This is a genomic window from Thermotoga sp. 38H-to, from assembly GCF_011057665.1.
Classification (GTDB): Bacteria; Thermotogota; Thermotogae; order Thermotogales; family Thermotogaceae; genus Thermotoga.
Map to the genome: position 1 here is coordinate 1 of NZ_LNFZ01000004.1, position 21,018 is coordinate 21,018.

The 21,018-nt window shown below is 45.3% G+C and carries 23 protein-coding genes and 1 pseudogene; 16 read left to right on the top strand and 8 right to left on the bottom strand.

The features are described from left to right. The 8 genes and pseudogenes from AS158_RS08565 to trmB form a co-directional block, all read left to right on the top strand. Positions 1–295 (top strand): annotated as a pseudogene (locus tag AS158_RS08565) (methyl-accepting chemotaxis protein); the annotation flags it as partial. 9 nt (positions 296–304) lie between these two features. After that, a complete protein-coding gene (locus tag AS158_RS08570) occupies positions 305–721 on the top strand; it encodes an OsmC family protein (RefSeq protein ID WP_011942715.1) in 417 nt (138 codons plus the stop codon). A 10-nt stretch (positions 722–731) separates the two neighbouring features. Beyond that, entirely contained in the window at positions 732–1,811 is a 1,080-nt protein-coding gene (locus tag AS158_RS08575) for an iron-containing alcohol dehydrogenase family protein (protein WP_011942714.1), read from the top strand. After that, entirely contained in the window at positions 1,808–2,272 is a 465-nt protein-coding gene (locus AS158_RS08580; protein ID WP_038053768.1) for a lytic transglycosylase domain-containing protein, read from the top strand. Before AS158_RS08575 ends, AS158_RS08580 begins: the two co-directional genes overlap by 4 nt. A 4-nt stretch (positions 2,273–2,276) precedes the next feature. After that, positions 2,277–3,773, top strand: coding sequence for an NAD(P)H-hydrate dehydratase (locus tag AS158_RS08585; RefSeq protein WP_165304863.1), 1,497 nt, complete (start codon positions 2,277–2,279; stop codon positions 3,771–3,773). After that, positions 3,770–4,903, top strand: coding sequence for a tetratricopeptide repeat protein (locus tag AS158_RS08590; RefSeq protein ID WP_038053762.1), 1,134 nt, complete (start codon positions 3,770–3,772; stop codon positions 4,901–4,903). Before AS158_RS08585 ends, AS158_RS08590 begins: the two co-directional genes overlap by 4 nt. Further along, complete coding sequence (locus AS158_RS08595; RefSeq protein WP_038053760.1) at positions 4,900–5,760, top strand: radical SAM protein; 861 nt, start codon at positions 4,900–4,902, stop codon at positions 5,758–5,760. Before AS158_RS08590 ends, AS158_RS08595 begins: the two co-directional genes overlap by 4 nt. Beyond that, positions 5,751–6,692, top strand: a complete 942-nt coding sequence (gene trmB / locus AS158_RS08600) for a tRNA (guanosine(46)-N7)-methyltransferase TrmB (protein ID WP_038053757.1) — start codon at positions 5,751–5,753, stop codon at positions 6,690–6,692. The genes AS158_RS08595 and trmB overlap by 10 nt, the downstream gene beginning before the upstream one ends. Here the strand turns inward: trmB and dnaA are convergent. From dnaA to AS158_RS08625, 5 genes are all read right to left on the bottom strand, one after another. Then, positions 6,669–7,991, bottom strand: a complete 1,323-nt coding sequence (gene dnaA / locus AS158_RS08605) for a chromosomal replication initiator protein DnaA (protein WP_011942708.1) — start codon at positions 7,989–7,991, stop codon at positions 6,669–6,671. The two genes, trmB and dnaA, sit on opposite strands and share 24 nt — an antisense overlap. 123 nt (positions 7,992–8,114) lie before the next feature. Beyond that, a complete protein-coding gene (locus tag AS158_RS08610; protein ID WP_038053753.1) occupies positions 8,115–8,297 on the bottom strand; it encodes a ferredoxin in 183 nt (60 codons plus the stop codon). A gap of 38 nt (positions 8,298–8,335) precedes the next feature. Then, positions 8,336–9,076 (bottom strand): DUF4895 domain-containing protein, encoded by a 741-nt coding sequence (locus AS158_RS08615; RefSeq protein ID WP_038053751.1) that lies wholly within the window; start codon positions 9,074–9,076, stop codon positions 8,336–8,338. Next, positions 9,073–10,266 carry a VWA-like domain-containing protein gene (locus AS158_RS08620; RefSeq protein ID WP_038053750.1) on the bottom strand — a complete coding sequence of 398 codons (1,194 nt, stop codon included), beginning with the start codon at positions 10,264–10,266 and terminating at the stop codon, positions 9,073–9,075. The genes AS158_RS08615 and AS158_RS08620 overlap by 4 nt, the downstream gene beginning before the upstream one ends. Beyond that, the gene (locus AS158_RS08625) at positions 10,263–11,318 is read right to left on the bottom strand and encodes a MoxR family ATPase (protein ID WP_038053747.1); all 1,056 of its coding nucleotides are present in this window, start codon (positions 11,316–11,318) and stop codon (positions 10,263–10,265) included. Before AS158_RS08625 ends, AS158_RS08620 begins: the two co-directional genes overlap by 4 nt. Before the next feature lie 67 nt (positions 11,319–11,385). Here AS158_RS08625 and AS158_RS08630 point away from each other — a divergent pair, with 67 nt between their 5' ends. Together AS158_RS08630 and AS158_RS08635 are read left to right on the top strand one after the other, a co-directional pair. Further along, positions 11,386–11,793 carry a hypothetical protein gene (locus AS158_RS08630; RefSeq protein ID WP_038053789.1) on the top strand — a complete coding sequence of 136 codons (408 nt, stop codon included), beginning with the start codon at positions 11,386–11,388 and terminating at the stop codon, positions 11,791–11,793. Continuing rightward, complete coding sequence (locus tag AS158_RS08635; protein WP_038053745.1) at positions 11,759–12,214, top strand: restriction endonuclease; 456 nt, start codon at positions 11,759–11,761, stop codon at positions 12,212–12,214. Before AS158_RS08630 ends, AS158_RS08635 begins: the two co-directional genes overlap by 35 nt. Here AS158_RS08635 and AS158_RS08640 read toward each other — a convergent pair. Beyond that, positions 12,195–13,364 (bottom strand): PD40 domain-containing protein, encoded by a 1,170-nt coding sequence (locus AS158_RS08640; protein ID WP_038053743.1) that lies wholly within the window; start codon positions 13,362–13,364, stop codon positions 12,195–12,197. The two genes, AS158_RS08635 and AS158_RS08640, sit on opposite strands and share 20 nt — an antisense overlap. A 27-nt stretch (positions 13,365–13,391) precedes the next feature. On the opposite strand from AS158_RS08640, the gene AS158_RS08645 reads away from it, so the two are divergent. Beyond that, entirely contained in the window at positions 13,392–14,669 is a 1,278-nt protein-coding gene (locus AS158_RS08645; RefSeq protein ID WP_038053740.1) for an ArsB/NhaD family transporter, read from the top strand. Between the two features lie 191 nt (positions 14,670–14,860). After that, positions 14,861–16,081 carry a 5-methylthioadenosine/S-adenosylhomocysteine deaminase gene (mtaD, locus tag AS158_RS08650; RefSeq protein WP_165304907.1) on the top strand — a complete coding sequence of 407 codons (1,221 nt, stop codon included), beginning with the start codon at positions 14,861–14,863 and terminating at the stop codon, positions 16,079–16,081. Here the strand turns inward: mtaD and AS158_RS08655 are convergent. After that, entirely contained in the window at positions 16,069–16,425 is a 357-nt protein-coding gene (locus AS158_RS08655; RefSeq protein WP_004080625.1) for a PadR family transcriptional regulator, read from the bottom strand. The two genes, mtaD and AS158_RS08655, sit on opposite strands and share 13 nt — an antisense overlap. Next, positions 16,422–17,186: a class I SAM-dependent methyltransferase gene (locus tag AS158_RS08660; protein ID WP_165304864.1), complete on the bottom strand. Its 765-nt coding sequence runs from the start codon at positions 17,184–17,186 to the stop codon at positions 16,422–16,424. Before AS158_RS08660 ends, AS158_RS08655 begins: the two co-directional genes overlap by 4 nt. Positions 17,187–17,251: 65 nt before the next feature. Here AS158_RS08660 and panD point away from each other — a divergent pair, with 65 nt between their 5' ends. The 4 genes from panD to AS158_RS08680 are packed head-to-tail and all read left to right on the top strand — an operon-like array spanning position 17,252 to position 20,967. Then, a complete protein-coding gene (panD, locus tag AS158_RS08665) occupies positions 17,252–17,596 on the top strand; it encodes an aspartate 1-decarboxylase (RefSeq protein ID WP_165304865.1) in 345 nt (114 codons plus the stop codon). Positions 17,597–17,601: 5 nt separating this feature from the next. Then, entirely contained in the window at positions 17,602–18,516 is a 915-nt protein-coding gene (locus AS158_RS08670) for an RluA family pseudouridine synthase (RefSeq protein WP_004080622.1), read from the top strand. Beyond that, entirely contained in the window at positions 18,492–19,724 is a 1,233-nt protein-coding gene (locus AS158_RS08675; protein WP_165304866.1) for a hypothetical protein, read from the top strand. Before AS158_RS08670 ends, AS158_RS08675 begins: the two co-directional genes overlap by 25 nt. Continuing rightward, positions 19,696–20,967: a DUF5693 family protein gene (locus tag AS158_RS08680; RefSeq protein ID WP_165304867.1), complete on the top strand. Its 1,272-nt coding sequence runs from the start codon at positions 19,696–19,698 to the stop codon at positions 20,965–20,967. The genes AS158_RS08675 and AS158_RS08680 overlap by 29 nt, the downstream gene beginning before the upstream one ends. Positions 20,968–21,018 lie beyond the last annotated feature (51 nt).

A 21,018-nucleotide genomic window follows, 5' to 3' on the forward strand; every position in this document is an offset into this window, starting at 1 on the left:
GGGAGAAGAAGTCACAAAGAGATTCAGGGAGATCCTTGGAAGGATAGAAGAGATCAACAGCATGATAGAGAACACAGCTGCCACTGCGCAGGAGCAGGGGGCAGCTGCAGAAGAGATGGCAAGTGCCATGGACAACGTCACAAAGATCGTTGAAGGGGTTGTGGAAAGCCTGAACAGGATGGAGTCTCTCATAGAAAACCAGACCGAGTCTGCTGCCAGAGTCTCAGAGGCTGCCGAAAAACTCTCTTCCCTCTCTGAACAGCTCTCAACGCTCGTTCAAAAGTTCAAGGTGTGAGGTGAAAAAATGCAAGCACGATGGATAGGGAATATGATGTTTCATGTAAGAACGGACTCGAATCATGATGTTCTCATGGATGCAAAAGAAGAGGTCGGGGGAAAGGACGCTGCTCCCCGACCTCTTGAGCTCGTTCTCACCGGACTCATGGGATGTACTGGCATGGACGTGGTTTCAATTTTGAAAAAAATGAAAGTGATTGATCAGATGAAAGATTTCAGGATAGAAATTGAGTACGAACGCGCGGAAGAACATCCTCGCATATTCACCAGAGTGCACCTGAAGTACATCTTCAAGTTCGATGGAGAGCCCCCGAAGGACAAGGTTGAGAAAGCCGTTCAGCTCTCCCAGGAGAAATATTGCAGTGTCTCTGCCATTTTGAAGTGCTCTTCGAAGGTAACTTACGAGATCGTTTACGAGAATTGAGGTGGTATTCATGTGGGAATTCTACATGCCCACAGATGTCTTTTTTGGAGAAAAGATCCTCGAAAAAAAAGGAAGCATAATAGATATTCTTGGAAAAAGGGCCCTGGTGGTGACCGGTAAATCTTCTTCGAAGAAGAATGGATCCCTTGATGATCTGAGAAAGCTTCTCAACGAAACAGGAATATCCTACGAGATTTTCGATGAAGTCGAGGAGAATCCGTCTTTCGATAACGTCATGAAAGCTGTTGAGAGGTACAGAAACGATTCTTTCGATTTTGTCGTGGGACTCGGTGGAGGAAGTCCAATGGATTTCGCCAAAGCGGTGGCCGTGCTTTTGAAAGAAAAAGATCTTTCCGTTGAAGATCTGTACGATAGAGAAAAAGTGAAGCACTGGCTTCCAGTTGTGGAGATACCGACCACCGCCGGAACGGGTAGTGAGGTCACGCCGTATTCCATTCTCACCGATCCAGAAGGAAACAAAAGAGGTTGTACACTCATGTTCCCGGTGTACGCGTTTCTCGATCCCGGATACACCTATTTCATGTCTGATAAACTGGCTCTGTCAACTGGAGTTGATGCGCTTTCCCACGCGGTCGAGGGATTCCTCTCCAGAAAGAGCACACCGCCCTCTGATGCCCTCGCGATCGAAGCCATGAAGATAATACACAGGAATTTACCGAAGGCCATTGAAGGAAACAGAGAAGCCAGAAAGAAGATGTTCGTGGCCTCCTGCCTTGCTGGAATGGTGATTGCGCAAACTGGAACCACATTGGCGCACGCTCTGGGTTATCCTCTGACAGTGGAGAAGGGAATAAAACACGGAAAGGCGACAGGTATGGTGCTCCCGTTTGTCATGGAAGTAATGAAAGAAGAAATTCCAGAAAAAGTGACCACGGTGAACCACATATTCGGTGGCAGTCTTTTGAGATTTCTGAAAGAGCTTGGGCTTTATGAAAAAGTAACAGTCTCCTCTGAAGAACTGGAGAAGTGGGTCGAAAAGGGTTCCAAAGCGAAACACTTGACCAACACACCTGGTACTTTCACTCCCGAGAAGATCAGAAACATATACAGGGAGGCCCTCGGGGTGTGAGGAGTTTCTTTCTGTGTTTTTTGTTTGTTCTTGTGTTTATAGCGAATCTCTACAGATTGTTCCCGGATGATTATTACGATTTCATATCCAAAAATTCCAACGATCTCGATCCTCTTCTCATTCAAAGTATCATATGGGTGGAGAGTAGTTTTGATAAAAACGCGGTTTCTTCGCTTGGGGCCTTTGGTCTCATGCAGATCATGCCTTCAACGGCCGTCTGGTTGAAAAAGAAATTTTCTCTGGAGGAGGATTTCAAGGATCCAGAGGGAAACATAATCTACGGAATCGTTTATCTGAGATTTTTGAAAGATCTGTACGGGGATCTCGACAAAGCTATCATGGCTTACAACATAGGGCCAACTGCTCTGGACGAAGGAAGAAATCTGGACAGTGCGAGAAGATACTTGAAAAAAGTGAAGAGGACCTATCTCATATACCGTTTCCTCTACAATGAGAGGTGAGAAAGTGAGAGTGGCAACCGCTCAAGAGATGAAAGAGATCGACGAATTAACGATAAAAGAATACGGCGTGGATTCGAGAATCCTCATGGAACGAGCAGGGATTTCTGTTGTTCTCGCGATGGAAGAAGAACTTGGGAATCTTTCTGATTACAGATTCCTGGTTCTTTGCGGGGGAGGAAACAATGGAGGAGACGGCTTTGTCGTAGCCAGAAATCTCCTCGGTGTGGTAAAAGATGTCTTGGTTGTCTTTCTTGGAAAGAAAAAAACTCCCGATTGTGAATACAATTACGGTCTTTACAAAAAATTCGGAGGAAAAGTAGTAGATAAATTCGAACCCTTCCTTCTGAACGAATTCGATGTGGTGGTTGACGCCATTTTTGGAACGGGCCTGAGAGGGGAAATCACAGGAGAGTACGCTGAGATGATAGATCTCGTAAATAAATCGGGAAAAATAGTTGTTTCTGTTGACATCCCATCGGGAGTAGATTCGAACACAGGTAAGGTTCTTGGAGTAGCGGTGAAAGCGGATCTCACGGTTACCTTTGGAGTTCCAAAGATAGGTCACATTCTCTTTCCGGGAAGAGATCACACGGGAAAACTCAAAGTCGCCAACATAGGTCATCCTGTTTACCTGATGGATTCGATCAATCGATATGTGATAACGCGGGAAATGGTTCGCTCTCTTCTGCCAGAGCGTCCCAGAGATTCCCACAAGGGAACCTATGGAAAAGTGCTGATAATAGCAGGGTCCAGATTGTACTCCGGAGCTCCCGTGCTTTCTGGAATGGGGGCCTTGAAAGTGGGAACAGGTCTTGTGAAACTCGCAGTTCCTTTTCCACAGAATCTGATCGCTATTTCGAGATTTCCAGAACTCATTTCCATTCCTGTGGATACAGAAAAAGGTTTCTTCGGTCCACGGAATATTCAGGAATGTCTGGATCTATCAAAAGATGTGGATGTGGTAGCCATCGGACCGGGTCTTGGAAACAACGAGCACGTGAGAGAATTTGTCAACGAGTTTCTGAAGACACTCGAAAAACCGGTTGTCATCGATGCCGATGCCATTAACGTTCTGGATACCTCAGTTCTGAAGGAGAGAAAATCCCCTGCGGTACTAACCCCACATCCTGGGGAGATGGCAAGACTCGTGAAAAAAACTGTTGGGGACGTTAAGTACAATTACGAACTGGCCGAGGAGTTCTCAAAGGAGAACGGTTGCGTGTTGGTTTTGAAATCTGCTACCACCATTGTAACGGACGGTGTGAGAACTCTGTTCAATATAACGGGAAACACGGGCCTCTCAAAGGGGGGAAGTGGAGACGTTCTAACAGGGATGATAGCCGGCTTTATGGCACAGGGACTTTCTCCTCTCGAAGCTTCCGCGGTTTCTGTGTATCTCCACGGTTTTGCCGCAGAGCTTTTTGAGCAGGATGAGAGAGGTCTCACCGCTTCTGAACTGTTACACCTCATACCCGAGGCTATAAGGAGGTTGAGAGAATGAATGTTCTGGAAAAAATCGTGAGGGATCTCATCAGTGAGAAAAGAATCACCGAAGCAAGAAATTTGCTCTCCCTCTTTCCAGAAGAGTTTCCCCATCTTGAACTGGAAGTAGAGTATGCTGCCAGGAACTGGAAGGCTGTGAAAAGGCTCTATGAAAACTTGCCGGATGAATTCAGAGAGAAATACAAAGAGTACTACGAGTACGCAATGAACCAACTGAATATAGACTATTCGAAAGAAACAGAAGAAGCCCTCAAGGAGATGGAGCGAAAGAATTTTCAGGGAGCTGCCTCCATACTCGAATCGATCGTCAAAGACTATCCTGAACTCGTGGAAGTAATAGCTCTGAGATACAAGCTTGCTCTTCAGAGAAACGAAAAGAGGGCGATTGAAAAGTATCGAAAGCTTCTTTTGAGCCTTGACAGAACGCACCCCGCTCTGATCGAAACCAAAGTTTCCTCTCGGAGGATAGGTGTTTTCGAAGTGTTCACACTTTCTCTTTTGGTTGCACTACTTGTCACAACGATACTCGCTTTTTACATCCTTCCCTCACGCATAGAAGTGAATGTGCCATCCTCTGAGAGTGAGGTAAATATTAAACCTGTCGAACAGCGTATCGAAGATATCTTAGCGAACATCGTTGTTCTCACAGAAAATCTGGGAAAGATAAACGATTCCCTTGAAGAGAATTTCAGCGTCTTGCAAGAAAACATGAGCTCCATCTCTGAGAACATAGAATCTCTTAGAGAGGCTCTGACGAATCTGGAATCCAGACTCTCCAGGATCGAATCCGCTGTAGCAAAAACTTCGAGCGAAGAACCTTCAGTATCTGTTGTTTACGTTACCGCACGGGAAGATCGAATAGAAAGAGCGAAGGGTCTGTGGTTTCTGGGTTACATGTTCTATCTGAGAAGAGACTACGATGAAGCCATTAACAGGTTTGAAGTTGCCATAAAGGAAGTTGGGGAAGACGACGTCTATTTCAAAGATGATGTTTACTATTACAGGGCTTTGAGTTACTACTACAAAGGCGATACATCGACCGCTCGTTCGCTCTTTGAGGAATTCATAAAGCTTTTCCCAGATAGCGAGTACGCGGACGACGCGGAGTACTTTTTGAAGAGGCTGTGAAGAGTGAACTTTTCTACAGGAAACTTGAAAAGTGTGATCTCTGTCCCAGAAATTGTGGAGTGAACAGACTCAAGGGAGAAAAAGGAGCCTGTGGAGTAACAAGCTCTCCCGTTGTTTCTTCCTGGGGGCCTCATTTTGGAGAGGAAAGAATACTCGTTGGCCGTAATGGAAGTGGAACCGTCTTTTTCACCTACTGCAATCTCAAATGTGTCTACTGTCAGAACTATGAAATCAGTCAGCTGGGTATAGGAGAAGAAATAACAGTTGAAGATCTTTTGAAGATATTCATGAAACTTCAGGATATGGGTGTGGAAAATCTCAACCTGGTGACTCCCACTCACCAGGTACCTTTCATAATCGATGCCCTCGAGAGAATGGACAGAAAAATTCCCGTTGTTTACAACTGCGGGGGGTACGAATCCGTCGATACCATAGCTTCTCTTGAAGGGTTCGTCGATATCTACATGCCGGATTTCAAGTACAGTGATCCTGAACTTGGAGAAAAACTCTCTGGTGTGAAAGACTATCCAAGATTCGCTCTGGAAGCCCTGAAGGTTATGATCGATCAGGTGGGAGAACACGTGATGAGAAACGGTGTTATGAAAAAGGGAGTTCTTGTGAGACACCTTGTTCTTCCCGGTTTCCTTGAAAACAGCTTTGGTGTGATCGACCTGCTTTCAACACTGGAGCCAAAACCACTTGTGAACATCATGGCGCAGTTTCACCCGTCGTACAGAGCGAAAGAATATGGACTCAATAGATTCATCACCAGAAGCGAATATCTGAAAGTCGTGGAATATGCGAAAAAGAAAAAGCTCAATCTCATAGAAGTAGAGAGGTGGCTGATGTGGTTGTAACAGAATACGAACTGAAACCTCAAAACTTTCCCAGATTCCCTCTCGACTGGTCTGAAATATTCGGCAGGAAAGCGAAGATAGTGGTTGAGGTTGGTTTTGGAAACGGGGAATTCCTGACAGAACTTGCAAGAAGGCATCCGGAAAAAGACTTCGTTGGTTTTGAGCTATCCATCACTTCCTTCGTAAAAGCACAGAAAAAGTTCAAAAGGTACAATCTGAAAAATGTTCGACTTGTGAAGGTAGATGCCAGGTTTGGTCTGAGAGAACTGTTTCCCGACAGCAGTGTGGAAAAGGTCTACATCAACTTTCCATGTCCATGGCCAAAGAAAAGACACGAAGATCGAAGAATCACCAGCTATGACTTTCTCCAAACGCTCTCTGCTGTCCTGGAGATGGATGGCACGGTGGAGTTTGCAACCGATGAAGAATGGTACGCACGGGAAGTTTTAGACACTTTCGAGAGTTCAGAGTATTTTGTCGTAGATGTGTTCGAAGAGAACTTCAGAAGAGATGTAGAAACCCGCTACGAAAGAAAGTGGAAGTCTCAAGGGAAGAAGACCTATCTGATCGTCGCAAGAAAAGTGAAGAGTGGAATTGTAAAAAGACTGATGGAGGGTGAAAACAACATGGCTCACAGTGTGTTCGAAGGCAATGTCACCTGGGAAAAGCTGAAAGAACTGGAAGGAAAGGTGTTCAAAGATGAAAACAAGATCTTCGTCGTGAAAAAGGTGTACAGAGACAACGATTATCTTCTGAAGGTGATCTCCACTGACGAAGGAGGTTTCCAGCAAATGTACTATCTCAATCTTTCCGGAAGAGACGGCAAATGGGTTTTGAAGTTGGACGAAGGTTCTGATCCCTACAGAACACCTGCCCTGAAATGGTCCCTCAGGAGAATCATCGAGGAGTTAACCGCTCAGGGCTCTTTTTGAAATCTCTCCTATCACTTCATCGATCAGGCTCTTCAGTTGTTTGTTCCCTTTGAGGAGGGAATCTTTGACTCTTTTGACACTGTCTAAAACAACAGGGTGTGACCTGTTGAATTTCTCCGCTATCGTTCTCAGAGAACTATTCAGATGGTTCTTGGCCACGTACATACCAATTCGTCTGGCTGTGAGAGCCTTAACGTTTCTGTTGTTGGAAAGGATCTCTTCACGTGAAACACCAGTTACTTTTGCAACGATCTCTATGAGTTCATCTATTGGATCCATGGCTTTTACTCTGTTTGGCTTTATGAAGTCTTTCAGGAGCAAGATGGCTTCTCTCAGATCGACCTCTTTTCCCGTCGTTTCCTTGTAAACCAGAAGCTTTATAATGGCTCCTCTGAGTCTTCGCAGGTTATCGTCCACGTTCTCTGCGACAAAATTCAGAACTTCTTCAGGAAGTTCACCATGCTCGATTTCAAGCATCTTTTTCGCAATGCTCTTCCTCGTTTCCTCGTCGGGGGGCTCTAACTTCGCCACGAGCCCCATTTGAAATCTGGAAACCAGCCTATCCTGAAACTCACTCAATTTTTGAGGTTCTCTGTCTGAACAAATGACGATTTGTTTTCCGGAATCGTGCAGTTCGTTGAAGGTGTGGAACAGTTCCGTCTGAACCCCTGTCTTTCCTATGAGAAACTGGACATCGTCTATGAGAAGAATATCAACCTTTTTTCTGTATTTCTCCCTGAATTCATTCAGCTTTCCTTCCTTCATACTGTCAACAAGGTCGTTCAAGAATTTCTCACTGGTGATGTACATCACCCTCAGATCTGGTTCGTTCTGGACAACGTAGTTCCCTATCGACTGAAGAAGGTGCGTCTTCCCAAGTCCGACACCACCGTATATGAAGAGTGGATTGTATCTTCCTGGATGTTTTGCCACTTCGAGAGCGGCGTGATAAGCAAACGAATTTCCCGGACCAACGACGAAATTTTCGAAGGTGTAATCAGGATTCAGTGGTGTGAGAAGCACCGCTCTTTTCTTCACAAGAGGTTCGCTGTAAGAGGAGTGAGGTTCAAAGGCTTCGTAAGTGATTTCAAAAGTGGCGTCGTTTCCGAGCACAACTTTCACGGCTTTTGAGAGAACAGAATGATACTTCTTCTCCAGCCATTCTTTTATGAAAAGATTACCGACCGAGAAGACAACCTTGTTACCCTCTATCGATCTCACATCAAAAGAACTGAACCAGAGTTCCCAGCTTTTTCTGTTTACCCTGGTCTTTATTTCCTGGAGTATTCTCTCTTTCATAATGGAGGACCCCCAAACGAGGAGTGACTGGATTAATTATCCAACAGATACACTCGAAAAATCAACGGAGAAAAAGAAACAGATCTGAAAAATTTCTAAAGGGGTGGAACCCCACCCCTTACTTCACTCTTCCACGCTGATAGCTCCGGTTGGACAGCTGTCAGCGGCGTCCTTTGCGCAGGGAAGATCTGTTTCAGGCTGAAGGACCTTTGCCTTTCCATCGTCACTGAGCTGGAAAACGTCAGGACAGAGGTTCTCACAAACTCCACATCCAATGCAGGCATCTGCGTCAACTCTTACCTTCATGTTTCGTCCCTCCTTAAAAGGTTTTTGCACGATATTTATTATAACATCGAAACGAGTACCTCATACATCCTTTTCAATTTTTCCATAAAGTCTTTCACAAAAGATTCCATGTCAAAGTCTTCTCCGAAGAACTGATCGTATCCTATTCTCAATGTGAGAAAGGCCTGTTCCATAGGATTCTGCGCAGGTTGAATTCCCTTTTTCTTCCTCAAAACCACTCCCATTTCATGGAGCAGCGAGATGTGTTCTTTATCTACCCACTCTGGATCTTCAAGAAACACATCAATTCCCTCGTTTCTCAGGATGATCTTCAGCCGCGATTTTAAAAGTTTCATCATCTTTTCCAGATTTTCGTCAGATACCCTGTTTTGAAAGAGAAAGAACTCCATGTTCTTCACTTTTTCCTGAAGGAATATCTTCTGAAGCCAGCTTTCATTTCCGGTAGATCTCAAAACCTTCACCTTCAGTGGCATCCTGAATATTCCCGCGGAAATCGAATCCACCTTTTCGAACAGCTTTGTGTAGAAAGTGACCATGGATTCTGGTACATTTGTCTCCACCCTGTATATGCACGGTTCTCTATCGAAGGGATCTTCAACGGAGAGATTCAGCAGTCTTCTGTCGGACGAATCAACCATGAGAAACAGCGATGGAAACCGATGTCTCTTTATTCTGAGCACAAAAGCATGGAGATGCACGTTGTCAAGCTTACTCTCGTAGTCTTTAAGAGGGTTGTGTACCGATGTTTCCTTAAGAAGAAGTTCCAGTTCTTTTTTCATGAGAGGACCACCACCGCATCTTTTCCGTACATCTTTCTCGCTTCCTTGAGAAATTCTTCGTTGTGATACCTTGAAAGCACGAAAAGGATTCTTCTCCTTGCGATCGGAACGTCGGTGTGACCATCCGTGAAGACAACTGTTCCTTCCGACCTGAGGACCCTTTCTGAGTAATCGATCGCTGGTTGAAGATCGGTGCTTCCTCCTCCCACGATCTCCAGATCCTTCCACTTTCCGGATCTGTACTTCATAGCCGATGTGACGCTTCTGTCAACCTGAACGAGCCAGAGTTCTTCTCCTGCTATATTCGAGATCTTCTCGAGCTCGGAAATGAACTGGTTTAACTCATTCTCCACAATACTTCCGCTGGTGTCCACCACAGCAGCTATTCTTGGAAGGTACTCGCTTCTCCAGCCGGGAAGGTGATCGTACCTTCTGTTTGGCTTCAACGGAGTTGTGTAGCGATCCGCTTTTATCGAAACACCAAAGAACCTCCTGAGGAGCGTCTTCCAGTCCAGTTCTGGATTTTCAAGAGAGAGCGAAACTTCTCTTTTTACTCCGGAGGGAAGAGTATCTCCAAAGAGGTTGAAAGCTTTTTTGGTTCTGTCTTTTGTGAGATCGAGGATCATCTCAACTGGAACGTCTTCCTCGAACAGTCCCGAGTGGTCGTCGACGTTATCCCGAAACTCTGCCACCACTTCCACATCGTACCTTCCGAGTCTTTCCATCTCCTCCAGGATCCATTTGTGATAAGCTTCAGTGTTTTCAAACATCATCCACTCCGGTGGTATTACGAAGAGAGTATCGTTGTCCGTTGCGTGACCCTCTTTCACGAGTACGTCGAGCGGTATCCCAAAGGCTGCAAGCTCCGGGATGTATTGGTTTATAGCGGCATCCATGGAAAGATCCCATATCTTTCTGTCTCTTTCGTCCTTAGGCTTTATTCGAAAGTGCTGGAGAACGATGTGCATGACCTCGTGTATCAGAAGGGCTTGAACCATTCTCAGAGGCTTTTTTTCTATTGCCTCCGGATTGTAAAGCAACATCACGTCTCCGGTTGTAGAGAAAGAGAGCTTCAGATTTCTTATGTTCTTCGATGGCGCCAGCCTGACACCGAGAAGAACGTAATAATAGAACGGTGACTCTTTTCCTATGTTCAGCAAAGCCTTTTTGAGGATATCTTCACCCTTCATAGTTCGTTCACCATTTTTCTCATGTCTTCTCTTTCCAGCATCTTTTCAAGTATTTTATCGAAAATCCAGGACCTTTCTCCTTCTTTCTGGGCTTCATCGACCAGAAACCTTAAAACACCGTAAAAGGATTCCCTGGGCATGGTTTCAGAAAGTCTGACCAGATTCTTCGATACGTCGTCCAGGTGTCTTTCAAGAGTTCTCACGTCCGCTTTGCTGAAGAAATCGACTATCCTGAGAACAAGGGTGTTCGAAGCGTGTATATCTTCCAGATTTTCCATCCTTCCATCAAAGAGAACACTTTCCACAGAAGGAACTTTCGCTCTTTGAAAGAACGAATCATAAAAGGCCTTTGCAGCCTCTGGACCCACGATTCCCGCCGCAACAATGTAGCCGTACCTCTCCTTTTCCTCATCTGTCAAGGTTTTCAACACATTTGAGAGTTTATGCCAGCTTCTTGGAGAAGGTTTCAGAGAGGTTTTCAGAGAGAGACTTCTTTCGGAGAAGAGAAACTCAGGGTAGTTCCTTATGAAGTCTCTCACTTCTTTCGATAAGCTGTTCTTCTCAGCCCATTCCAACCACTCGGAAACGTCCGGGTTCACTTCCAGAATGAAGAAGCGAGATATGAACGCGGGATCTGTGATGAGATCGGCCTGGTCGTACTCTTCCTCTGGGGGATTCATAGCCGCCATGACCCACGTTCCTTCAGGCAATATATGGTTGTGAATTCTTCTATCCACGAGAAGCTGCATGATAGCATTTCTGACAGAACGATGGGCCCTGTTTATCTCATCAAGGAAAAGAATCGTATCACCGCCCTCTGGCCACCAGTCTGGTTTTAAAAAAACGGTTTTCTCTTCCGAGCGAGCAGGAAGCCCTATCAAATCACCTGGTTCCATCTGAGAAAGAACCAGGATGATCAATTCTCTTCCGGTCTCCTTGGCTATGTCTCTGGCGATATCCGTCTTCCCCACACCGAAATGCCCTACCAGAAGCGGTATCTCACCGGCCATCATGATCTTTTTTGCAAGGTACTTTGCCTCTTCTACACGCACCGTTTCACCTTCCTTTCTCCATTTTCAAATGATATCATGTATTTCTGGATGGGGTGGTAAGGTGAAGATACTTGGAATCGTACTTACGGCGATCGTTATTTTTATTGTTTTCATCTTGGATCTGGTTGAGAAAAGGAAAAAGGTCGATGTGGAAACCGTTTGCCGAACTGTAAAAAGATACTACGAAAGCAGAAGATATCAGATCTTCCATAAAACGGTGAACGGTTGTGAAGTGTTTCTGATCAAAAAAGGCCTCAGAAAGATCATCATCTGTGTAGGAGGCGTGAACTTCGATGTGGTAAAAGAAATCCTCTACATGGCGTACATGAACAGAGCACGTGACATCAGAGTGGTCTATTCTTCCATCACGAAGGAATCTCTGGAAGCGTTCGAAAGAATGAGGAGAAATTCGAAAATACACAAAACGAAGGTGAAAGTGAATGATTTACGTCATTTTGAGTCTGTTGTCTTTTAGCCTTCTTGTTTTCCTCGTGCTATGGAGAAGGAGGAGAAAAAAAGACCTCAGAGACCTTCTTGAGGTGGGTCTTAAGAATCCGTATCAGTTTGAAGAATTCGCTAAGGAATATCTGAAAGAGCACGGTTTCAGATCGGTGAGAACGACGCGAAAGAGCAAGGATTTCGGAGCGGATATCGTTGCGAAAAGGAAAGGAAGCACGGTGATTTTCCAGGTGAAAAAGAGAAATTCCACCGTGGAGAAGGAGGTCGTGAAGGAACTCGTAGCAGCGGCCTATATCTACGGTGCCACAGAGGTTGGCATCTTCACGAACAACGAGCTTTCCAATAGCTTGAAAGAAGAACTAGATGGACTGAAAAGATCAGGCGGATTCATAAAGAAGGTTCATGTTATAAAAAACATCAATCCTGAGGAGTTCTGAAACGAACGATCCATATATCCGGTTCGCTTCCTTTACTGTACACGGAAAAGGCTACGAGTTTTCCATCTTCAGAGAAAGCGGGATAGAATGTGTCGTAAGGGATGTTTTCGGTGAGGCACCACACCTTTCCAGAAACCAGATCCTTCGCATAGATTCTGAAAACCCCGTCTCTGTTAGAGGAAAAGATCAGATAGTTTTCAAACACGTCCGGATCGAATTCGTTGTAAGGACTGTCCTCGAGAACCGTCACCGTTCCATCGGGAAGCAATTCGTATATTCCGAAGTTTGACTCTTTGAGTCCCACGAACACGATACCCTGCTTCCCCTTGACCGGCGTGAAAACCCAGTCGAACGGAAGATAGTACGTCTTTTCCTTCATTGCTGTCAGGTCTTTTACAACCAAATGATTCGAAGTTGCATCTTCCTGAACGTAAACCACCATGCTGTTGTCGATCCAGTTCGGATTGTACGAAGCGTACCTGCCGCGTGAGATGAGTTGTATCTTCTTTGAGTAATCAGGTGAGAGCGGCATGTGGTAAATGTTCCAGTTTCCATGGAGTGAGCCCTGAAAAAGCAGGTATCTTTCGCCCGGTGATATTCTCGGAAAGTACTCACTGCTGTCGTAAATGGGCATCGGAATGAGTTCTCCGTTTTGCCTGTCGATCAAGAACAAATTCCTGTTGCCGGAGAGTCTTTCAGAAGAGAAAACCAAGTATCTGCTTGAAAAATCGCAGTACTCATCGAGTGCGGGATGATAGGTGAGCCTGAATACGTCTGGAAATTCGTTTTTGGAAAAGAGGTAGAAAGAGACTTTCTCCAGAGGAAAGGAAGCACATTCCATCAAGAAATCCCTGTAGTATTTGTAGCCTCTGGGATTGTACTCGTACCTTGCAACTTCACCCCCGTGTTTCCACTCTCCCACATAGAGGTTGCCCGTTGCGTCGTAAGAAAGGAAAAACGTCATCGAAAACGTTGCAGTCGAAGAGGTTGTGATCGTTGCCTCTTTCGGCAGAAGCTCCAGAATCTTCTTCTGAACATCTGCGAGAACGGAAGAAGCCTCTTCGGTGCTGAACATACTTAAATTGAGGGTTACAACAGAGAAAGAAAACAGGGGTATAATAGCAAAGATAAACAAAAACATCTTTTTCATTGATCTCTTACCTCCGGAGGAGATATTTTGTTCGAAGATGCCGTTGTTTCACTTCTGATCTTTATAATAGTATACCTCTTCATCATTCTGGAAAAACACCACAGAGCGGTCATCACCATGCTCGGAGGAAGTGCTGCCCTCTTTCTTGTGTTCAAAGATCCCATAGAAGCGCTGGTAAGGTATGTGGATTTCAACACGATATTTCTCTTGATTGGAATGATGATCTTCGTGTCCGTTACAAAAAGAAGTGGCCTGTTTCATTTTTTGGGACTGTACTCTATAAAACTTTCCAGAGGAAGCGTGTTTTTCTTCTTTGTTTCAATAAATTTCCTTGTGGCTCTTCTCTCCTCTTTTTTGGACAACGTAACAACGATTCTGGTGTTCGTCCCTGTAACTCTGGTAGTTTGCGATACGGTGGATTTGGATCCCGTTCCCTTTGTGATATCGGAGATCATATCTTCGAACATAGGTGGTACCGCTACGATGATAGGAGACCCTCCAAACATCATGATCGCTTCCGCGGCAAAACTTCATTTCCTCGATTTTGTGATCAACGTGGCGCCCGCTGCTGTTCTGACTCTCATCGTTACCCTGATCTTTCTTTCCGCTGTTTACAGAAGAGTTATATTCAGAAAAATACCGGTAGAAGTGGTCAAAGGCTTCGATCCCCGTAGGGCCATCGTTGACAAAAAGCTGTTTTATCTCTCCATAATACTGACTCTGATCGTTCTTGTTCTCTTCTCTTTTCAGAAACCGCTTGGACTTGAGAGTTTCGAGGTTGCTTTGCTCGCTGGTTTCCTCTCGCTTGCCTTCTTAAAGAAAAAAGATATAGAGGATGTGTTCAAAGAGATCGAATGGGGTGTTATCTTTTTCTTCATAGGTCTTTTCCTCGTTGTTGGTGCCCTTGAAGATGCCGGTGTTCTCGAAAGAATATCAGAATTCGTTATCAGGCTTTCAAAAGGAAAGATGGAAAGTACCTTGATATCTGTCCTGGGAATATCCGGGTTGAGCTCCGCTTTCGTTGACAACATACCGTTCACTGCCACCATGATTCCAGTGATAAGGAAACTCGCAGTTTTGGCTCCGGAGACGTTTTCTGATCTAAGACCCCTTTGGTGGGCTCTCTCTCTGGGAGCATGTTTCGGAGGAAACGGAACCCTGATCGGTGCGTCCGCGAACGTGGTAGGAACTTCTCTCATAGCAGACAGAAAGCATATAACTTTTTGGGAGTATTTCAAGATAGGTTTTCCTGTGCTCATACTCAGTCTTCTTGTGTCAGGAATCTACCTGCTGATCAGATATTGAGATGGGATCGTGAAGGTGAAAGACGTCTGTAATTGGATCCTGTGTACACTTACGTGGATACACCGTTGGAAAAAGCTCTGAAGTTGATGATCAACAACATACAGGAGATGCCGGTTTTTGATGAAAAGGGGGATAGCTGGAGATCTCAACTCTCTCGAAATTCTCCTTGCTTTATGAAAAGGGTGGGAAAAATGATCATAGGAAATTGTCTGATACTGAAGGATTTTTCTTCTGAACCTTTCTGGGGAGCTGTGGAGATCGAAAACGGCACGATAAAACGAGTGGTCCAGGGAGAACTGAAGGTCGATCTGGATCTCTCCGGCAAACTTGTCATGCCGGCTCTTTTCAACACGCACACTCACGCTCCGATGACTCTTCTGAGAGGAGTTGCAGAAGATCTCAGTTTCGAAGAGTGGCTCTTCTCTAAGGTGCTTCCCATAGAAGACAGATTGACAGAGAAGATGGCCTACTACGGTACGATCCTTGCCCAGATGGAAATGGCAAGACATGGTATCGCCGGCTTTGTCGATATGTACTTTCATGAGGAGTGGATTGCAAAGGCAGTCAGAGATTTTGGAATGAGAGCCCTCTTGACACGGGGACTTGTGGACAGTAATGGGGACGATGGAGGACGACTCGAGGAGAATTTGAAACTCTACAACGAGTGGAACGGTTTTGAGGGGAGGATTTTCGTTGGATTCGGTCCTCACTCACCTTACCTTTGTTCTGAAGAATACCTGAAGAGAGTCTTCGACACTGCGAAGTCTCTGAACGCTCCAGTGACGATTCATCTCTATGAAACCTCCAAAGAAGAGTATGATCTGGAGGACATTTTGAACATCGGGTTGAAAGAAGTGAAGACCATTGCGGCCCATTGTGTTCATCTTCCCGAGAGATATTTCGATGTCCTGAAAGATATTCCGTTTTTCGTTTCTCACAATCCTGCGAGCAATTTGAAACTCGGAAACGGAATAGCACCTGTTCAGAGAATGATAGAGCATGGGATGAAGGTCACCCTCGGCACGGATGGAGCGGCGAGCAACAACTCTCTGAATCTGTTCTTCGAAATGAGGCTCGCGAGTCTTCTTCAGAAAGCACAGAATCCGCGCAATCTGGATGTGAACACATGCTTGAAAATGGTGACGTACGATGGAGCCCAAGCGATGGGGTTCAAAAGCGGAAAGATTGAAGAAGGCTGGAACGCCGATCTTGTGGTAATAGACCTCGATCTCCCTGAAATGTTTCCAGTCCAGAACATAAAGAACCACCTCGTTCACGCTTTCAGCGGTGAAGTTTTCGCCACGATGGTTGCTGGAAAGTGGATCTACTTCGATGGAGAGTACCCGACCATAGATTCAGAAGAAGTGAAAAGAGAGCTGGCCCGTATAGAAAAAGAACTCTACTCTTCCTGAAGCACTCTCTTTATTCTTTCTTCGAGTGTCTCTATTCTTCTCTTCATGTCCTCCAGAGACCTCAATATCTCTCTGAGATAGAGTTTTCCCTGTGGGGTGATCCTGTAAATCTTTCTTGGGGGGCTGACCGTTGTATCCCATTCGGTGCTGAGAAACCCGCTCTCTTCGAGATCGGCGAGTACACGGTAAATGTTGCCCATGTGACCGATTCCAGGTATCTCAATACCAAACTCTGCGAGCCTCTCTGCGAGCTCGTATCCATGAGAAGGTTTCTCCGCTACGAGTAAAAGGATGGTACTGGCAAGCCACCAACCTCGGAATCCTCTCCCGCCTCTGTGTCTCATCCTGCGCTCACCTTCCTCGCAGCGCACCACAGTCTTCTACTGTAGCTGGTCAGAGGTGACTTGCTGAGGAGATCTTCATAAAAAGAAAACACAAAGCCCGTTTCACTCAGTGCAGACGCGATTTCTTTCACTCTGTAGCCTCTTTCTCTGTGTATCTCATCGAATCTTTCCCACAGCCCCTCTTCTTTTCTTTCGAAAACAGTCACATAGAAGGTGGCAATGGATTCCTCCAGATCGAACTCTATAGTTTGAACTTCGAAAATATCCTTTCCATCCTGCTGAATGTACACAGGCCCTTGGTGATTGGCCATCAAAAGCCCGTAAACGGTGTTCATATCGAAAAGAAACGTTCCACCTGTTTTCAAAGCTTCATGAACTCTCTCAAAAGTTTTCTTCAAATCTTTGTAATCCAGCAGATAGTTGAGGCTGTCAAACCAACAGGTGACGATATCGAATTCTTCGTGAAAATCGAGTTCTCTCATGTCTCTTTTCAAAAAAATTACAGGTACGCTTTCTTCCTTTGCCCTTTCTCTGGCAAACTTCAGCATCTCGGATGAAAGATCAACTCCCACCACTTTGAAGCCCTGCTTGGCGATTTCCACAGCGAACGTTCCTTCGCCACAGGCTACATCCAGTACTTTTTTTCCTCGAATGTGAAAGTTTTCCAGAAATTTGGTGAAATTTTTTGCTATTCTTCTCGAGAACGATGTATACGGCCCCTCGTGAAAAACTCGTGCGAATCGCTTGTAAATATTTCCCACCTCCCGTGTTTCTGTAAAATCATAACATATCTTCGCATGATAAAATCTTTCGGGAGGGTGAAACGATGCTGAATATATATCTGAAGTCCAAAATTCACATGGCTAAGATCACGAGAAAAGAAGTTTACTACGAAGGAAGCATAGAGATAGACGAAGAGCTGATGGAAAAAGCGGGTATTAGCGAGGGAGAACTTGTACTGGTGGTGAACGTCAACAACGCCGAGAGATTCGTAACATACGTCATAAAGGGAAAGAGGGGAAGCCGTGAAATAAACCTCTACGGTGCGGCCGCAAGACTCGGTGAAGAAGGTGACAGAGTGATCATCATGGCTTTCACCTTCAGTGACAAACCTGTGAAAGCGAAAACGATCGTTCTCAACGAGAAAAACGAAATCGTTCAGGAGAAATAAAAGTCATGAGAATGGAAGTCACCAGGGAGAATTTCTACAGAAGGCTGGACAAATTTCTGAGGAACCAGCTGAAAGACGTACCCCTTTCGGTGATATACAAACTCATCAGAAAGGGAAAGGTGTATGTCAACAGAAAACGCGTGAAGGATCCTTCTTTCGATCTGGAAGAAGGAGACGTGGTAGAGCTCCGGTATGTGAATCTGGAAAATCTTCCGAAGAGATCTGAGAAGAAAGACCTCACACCAGTTCCCATGAAACTCGACGTGCTCTACGAAGACGATCACTACCTTGTGCTGAACAAGCCACCGAACATAGCCATACATCCAGGAAAAGGTGTTCATGTTGCGACGTTGATAGAAGGACTCCTTTATTACGGTCAGGAAAAGGGGTTTTCACCGTTTCTCGTTCACAGACTCGACAAAGAAACCTCTGGGCTTCTCGTTGTTGCCAAAAACAGAGAGGCCGCGAGAATTCTCACGGAACTGTTCAAGGGCAGAAACATAGAGAAAGAATACGTCACGCTCGTAAGAGGAGTTCCAGAGAACAACATGAAAATCACCATTCCTCTCGATGGGCAGGAAGCGGTTTCTGAGATCGTTTCGGTGAAACCTCTGAAAGATGTTTCGCTTCTCCGCGTGAAGATACACACGGGTAGAAAGCATCAGATAAGAAGACACCTTTCGCAGATAGGTTTTCCCGTTGTGGGAGACGACACCTACGGTGACAGACATTTCAACAGAGAGTTTCGAAAGAGATACGGTTTAAAAAGACAGTTCCTCCACAGCTATAGAATGAAGTTCATCGATCCGTGGACTGAGGAGGAAAAGGACTTCAGGGCACCCCTTCCAGATGATCTTCTCAGCGTTCTGAACCTTTTAGAAGAGAGGAGTGATGAATGGTTAGAAGAATTTCTTTCCTGATTCTCATTCTCTCGTCTCTTCTTTTGTTTTCTAAGGAAGTGCTCTTCAACACTTACAACAACACCGGCATCGTTTCGTTAACGAACAGAACTTTCCCTTTTGAAACTTCACGCGACCTGGAACCCTTCAAAGCCTCTCTTGAGACAATTTACACTCCTCCGAAGGTTCGGGGTATCACCATTGATCTTCCAGACAGCACGACCCTTGTCCTGAGCAACGGTGTGACGATCGGAGTCGATGTGGGGGATATCCGAATTCCCGAGGATGTTTTCGCCGAGCTTCTTGAAAGCACAGATCTCACGTTCGTTTACGACGCATTTCCCGTTGAAGTCTTTTCACGCGACAGGGTCGTTGTAAAGGGATCTATTACAAAAGAGAAGCTCGAGTACTATCTTTCCTTCTTCTTCGAAAAATTCGAGGTTCCAAGGAGAATAGAGGGTACTATAGACGTCACCCCAGAGCCCCCTGAGGTGAGATATACAAAGGTGTGGCATCCTCTTATCGGAACGGTGGTCTTTCTGAATGTGACTGACGATTCTACCTTTGTCACACTCTGGAATGGAAAGGAAGGCAAATTGTGGTTCCATACTTTGGAAGCCACAAAACTCGAGGTAGAAGTGGTGGACTTTCTGGGACAATCCACCAGTCTCTCATTCGAAACTCTCCCTGTTTCTTTCGCGGAAAGATCGTACCAATCTTCTGTTGAGTTCGGTCGAAGCCTCATTCTACCACCTCTTGTGAACTGGTATCTTCCATCAATCGGAGAAAAACTCACCGTGTTTTCTCCAGAGTTTCCGGGTGTCTATCACCTCATCGGTTACGATGAATCTGGAAATTTTTTGAGAATGAAGGTTGATGTGAAAGACACCACTCCTCCACTCGTTCTATCTCCAGAGAAGATAGAAGACGCTTCTTCTTTTCGAGTTGAATACATCTGCGATGGAAGAGAAGCACAGAAAATACCCGACGGGCATCACGTTGTCTTTGTGAAAGCCACGGATATCTTCGGCAATACGAGCACCGCTTTCTTTGTGGTGAACAGACCGCACAGGGTGACCGTGAGAGAAAGGCCCGTTCCCGTGTATCTGGGACCAAAAAGGAAAATCCAGATCGGTGGACTTTCCCTGAAAGGGAGCTTGATCTTCGGCTGGACTCAGGAAGAAGTCGAGGTGATGGTGGGTGAAGAAGTTTACAAACTTGAAGAATAGTCTTTTTCTCATTTTTCTGGTAAGCTCTGTTGTGCTCATCGTGTTCTTTCTCCCAGAAAGATTCTCTTATGACAGGAAAGGGTTGGTGTTTTCTTTTCTGTTCGACGACATGATCGATGGAAAGTGGGTGGTTCTCTTTGACCTTTCAAGTAAAAAAGACTTGCCACCGGAAGCCAAGGTCGTGATTCTCAAAGGTGAACCCCTCTTCTGGGAACCTCAAGAATTGGCAGAAAAGTTGAAAGGAAAATGGGTTGGAATCGTAGAGTTCGATCCCTCTTACGATTTCGCCAGGAAAGTTGCTCTTTTGAAAAAAGACGGTCTTTTCTTTCGTGTCCACACGGTGAAACCCGAGGAGATAGAAAAGCTGAACCTGGACGAAGAAGCGCTGTTTCACAGGTACAAAAGAGCCGTTCTTGAACGAAGTGTGGAGGTTCTCTGGATAAGAAACATAAAAGAAAGAGAAATCCTCGTTCAAAGGCTTGCCAGTTATTTCAAGGGAAAAGTTGTACCGTTTCCGGCACTTCCAGAATCCGAACCGTTCTTTCCAAAGTGGATCTTCTTGATACCTCCCATTCTTCTGATAACCTCTCTGAATCCTCTGCTTCTCTCTGTAGTCTTCGTTTTGCCTTTTTCAAGGGAATGGTTCGTGTCTCTCCTTTTTGTTTCCGGTACACTGGCGGCGTATTTTGTGCCGAAAAAGAAATGGTTGAAAGTGTTGAGTTTTCTCCTTCTGTCGATCTCTCTGTCTCTGAGTCTCAGCGATCTGTACCACCTCAACGGTATCCTGGACTTCCGCGGAGTGAAACTTTCACTCGTACTTCTTCCCGGGCTTCTCTTTCTTTCAGGACTTTGGAAGAACAGAAGAAACTGGAAAAAGTACCTGCCGCTCCTTTTCCTTGCCATTCCTGTGGGTTTCTATTATCTTATGCGTTCGGGAAATTCGGGATGGGTGCTGGAAGTTGAAAGAAAGTTCAGAGACTGGCTGGAGAGTGTTTTGATGGTTCGGCCCCGTTTCAAGGAAATTGTGTGCTACCCGTTTTTCTGGTTGGAAGGATTCAGAGAATACGATTTTCTCAGAGAGAGTTTTGGCAGCGTTGCGCTCGTTTCGATGTTCAACACGTTCTGTCATGTTAAAACACCTCTGGTGGTTTCTATCTACAGAAGCACCCTTGGTCTCGCTATAGGATATACTGTGTTCTTTTTTTTGAAAGTATTTCTAAACCGCTTTTTAACTTCCAAATAATTTGCAATTCACAAGCGGCTGTTATATTTTACGCATAAAGATGCAAAAGAA

Coding starts and splice junctions, on each gene's coding strand:
- AS158_RS08570 (WP_011942715.1), top strand. CDS start 305: ATGCAAGCACGATGGATAGGGAATATGATGTTTCATGTAAGAACGGAC.
- AS158_RS08675 (WP_165304866.1), top strand. CDS start 18,492: ATGGTTAGAAGAATTTCTTTCCTGATTCTCATTCTCTCGTCTCTTCTT.
- mtaD (WP_165304907.1), top strand. CDS start 14,861: ATGATCATAGGAAATTGTCTGATACTGAAGGATTTTTCTTCTGAACCT.
- AS158_RS08655 (WP_004080625.1), bottom strand. CDS start 16,425: ATGAGACACAGAGGCGGGAGAGGATTCCGAGGTTGGTGGCTTGCCAGT.
- AS158_RS08615 (WP_038053751.1), bottom strand. CDS start 9,076: ATGAAAAAAGAACTGGAACTTCTTCTTAAGGAAACATCGGTACACAAC.
- AS158_RS08640 (WP_038053743.1), bottom strand. CDS start 13,364: ATGAAAAAGATGTTTTTGTTTATCTTTGCTATTATACCCCTGTTTTCT.
- AS158_RS08575 (WP_011942714.1), top strand. CDS start 732: ATGTGGGAATTCTACATGCCCACAGATGTCTTTTTTGGAGAAAAGATC.
- AS158_RS08610 (WP_038053753.1), bottom strand. CDS start 8,297: ATGAAGGTAAGAGTTGACGCAGATGCCTGCATTGGATGTGGAGTTTGT.
- AS158_RS08670 (WP_004080622.1), top strand. CDS start 17,602: ATGAGAATGGAAGTCACCAGGGAGAATTTCTACAGAAGGCTGGACAAA.
- dnaA (WP_011942708.1), bottom strand. CDS start 7,991: ATGAAAGAGAGAATACTCCAGGAAATAAAGACCAGGGTAAACAGAAAA.
- AS158_RS08590 (WP_038053762.1), top strand. CDS start 3,770: ATGAATGTTCTGGAAAAAATCGTGAGGGATCTCATCAGTGAGAAAAGA.
- panD (WP_165304865.1), top strand. CDS start 17,252: ATGCTGAATATATATCTGAAGTCCAAAATTCACATGGCTAAGATCACG.
- AS158_RS08635 (WP_038053745.1), top strand. CDS start 11,759: ATGATTTACGTCATTTTGAGTCTGTTGTCTTTTAGCCTTCTTGTTTTC.
- AS158_RS08620 (WP_038053750.1), bottom strand. CDS start 10,266: ATGAAGGGTGAAGATATCCTCAAAAAGGCTTTGCTGAACATAGGAAAA.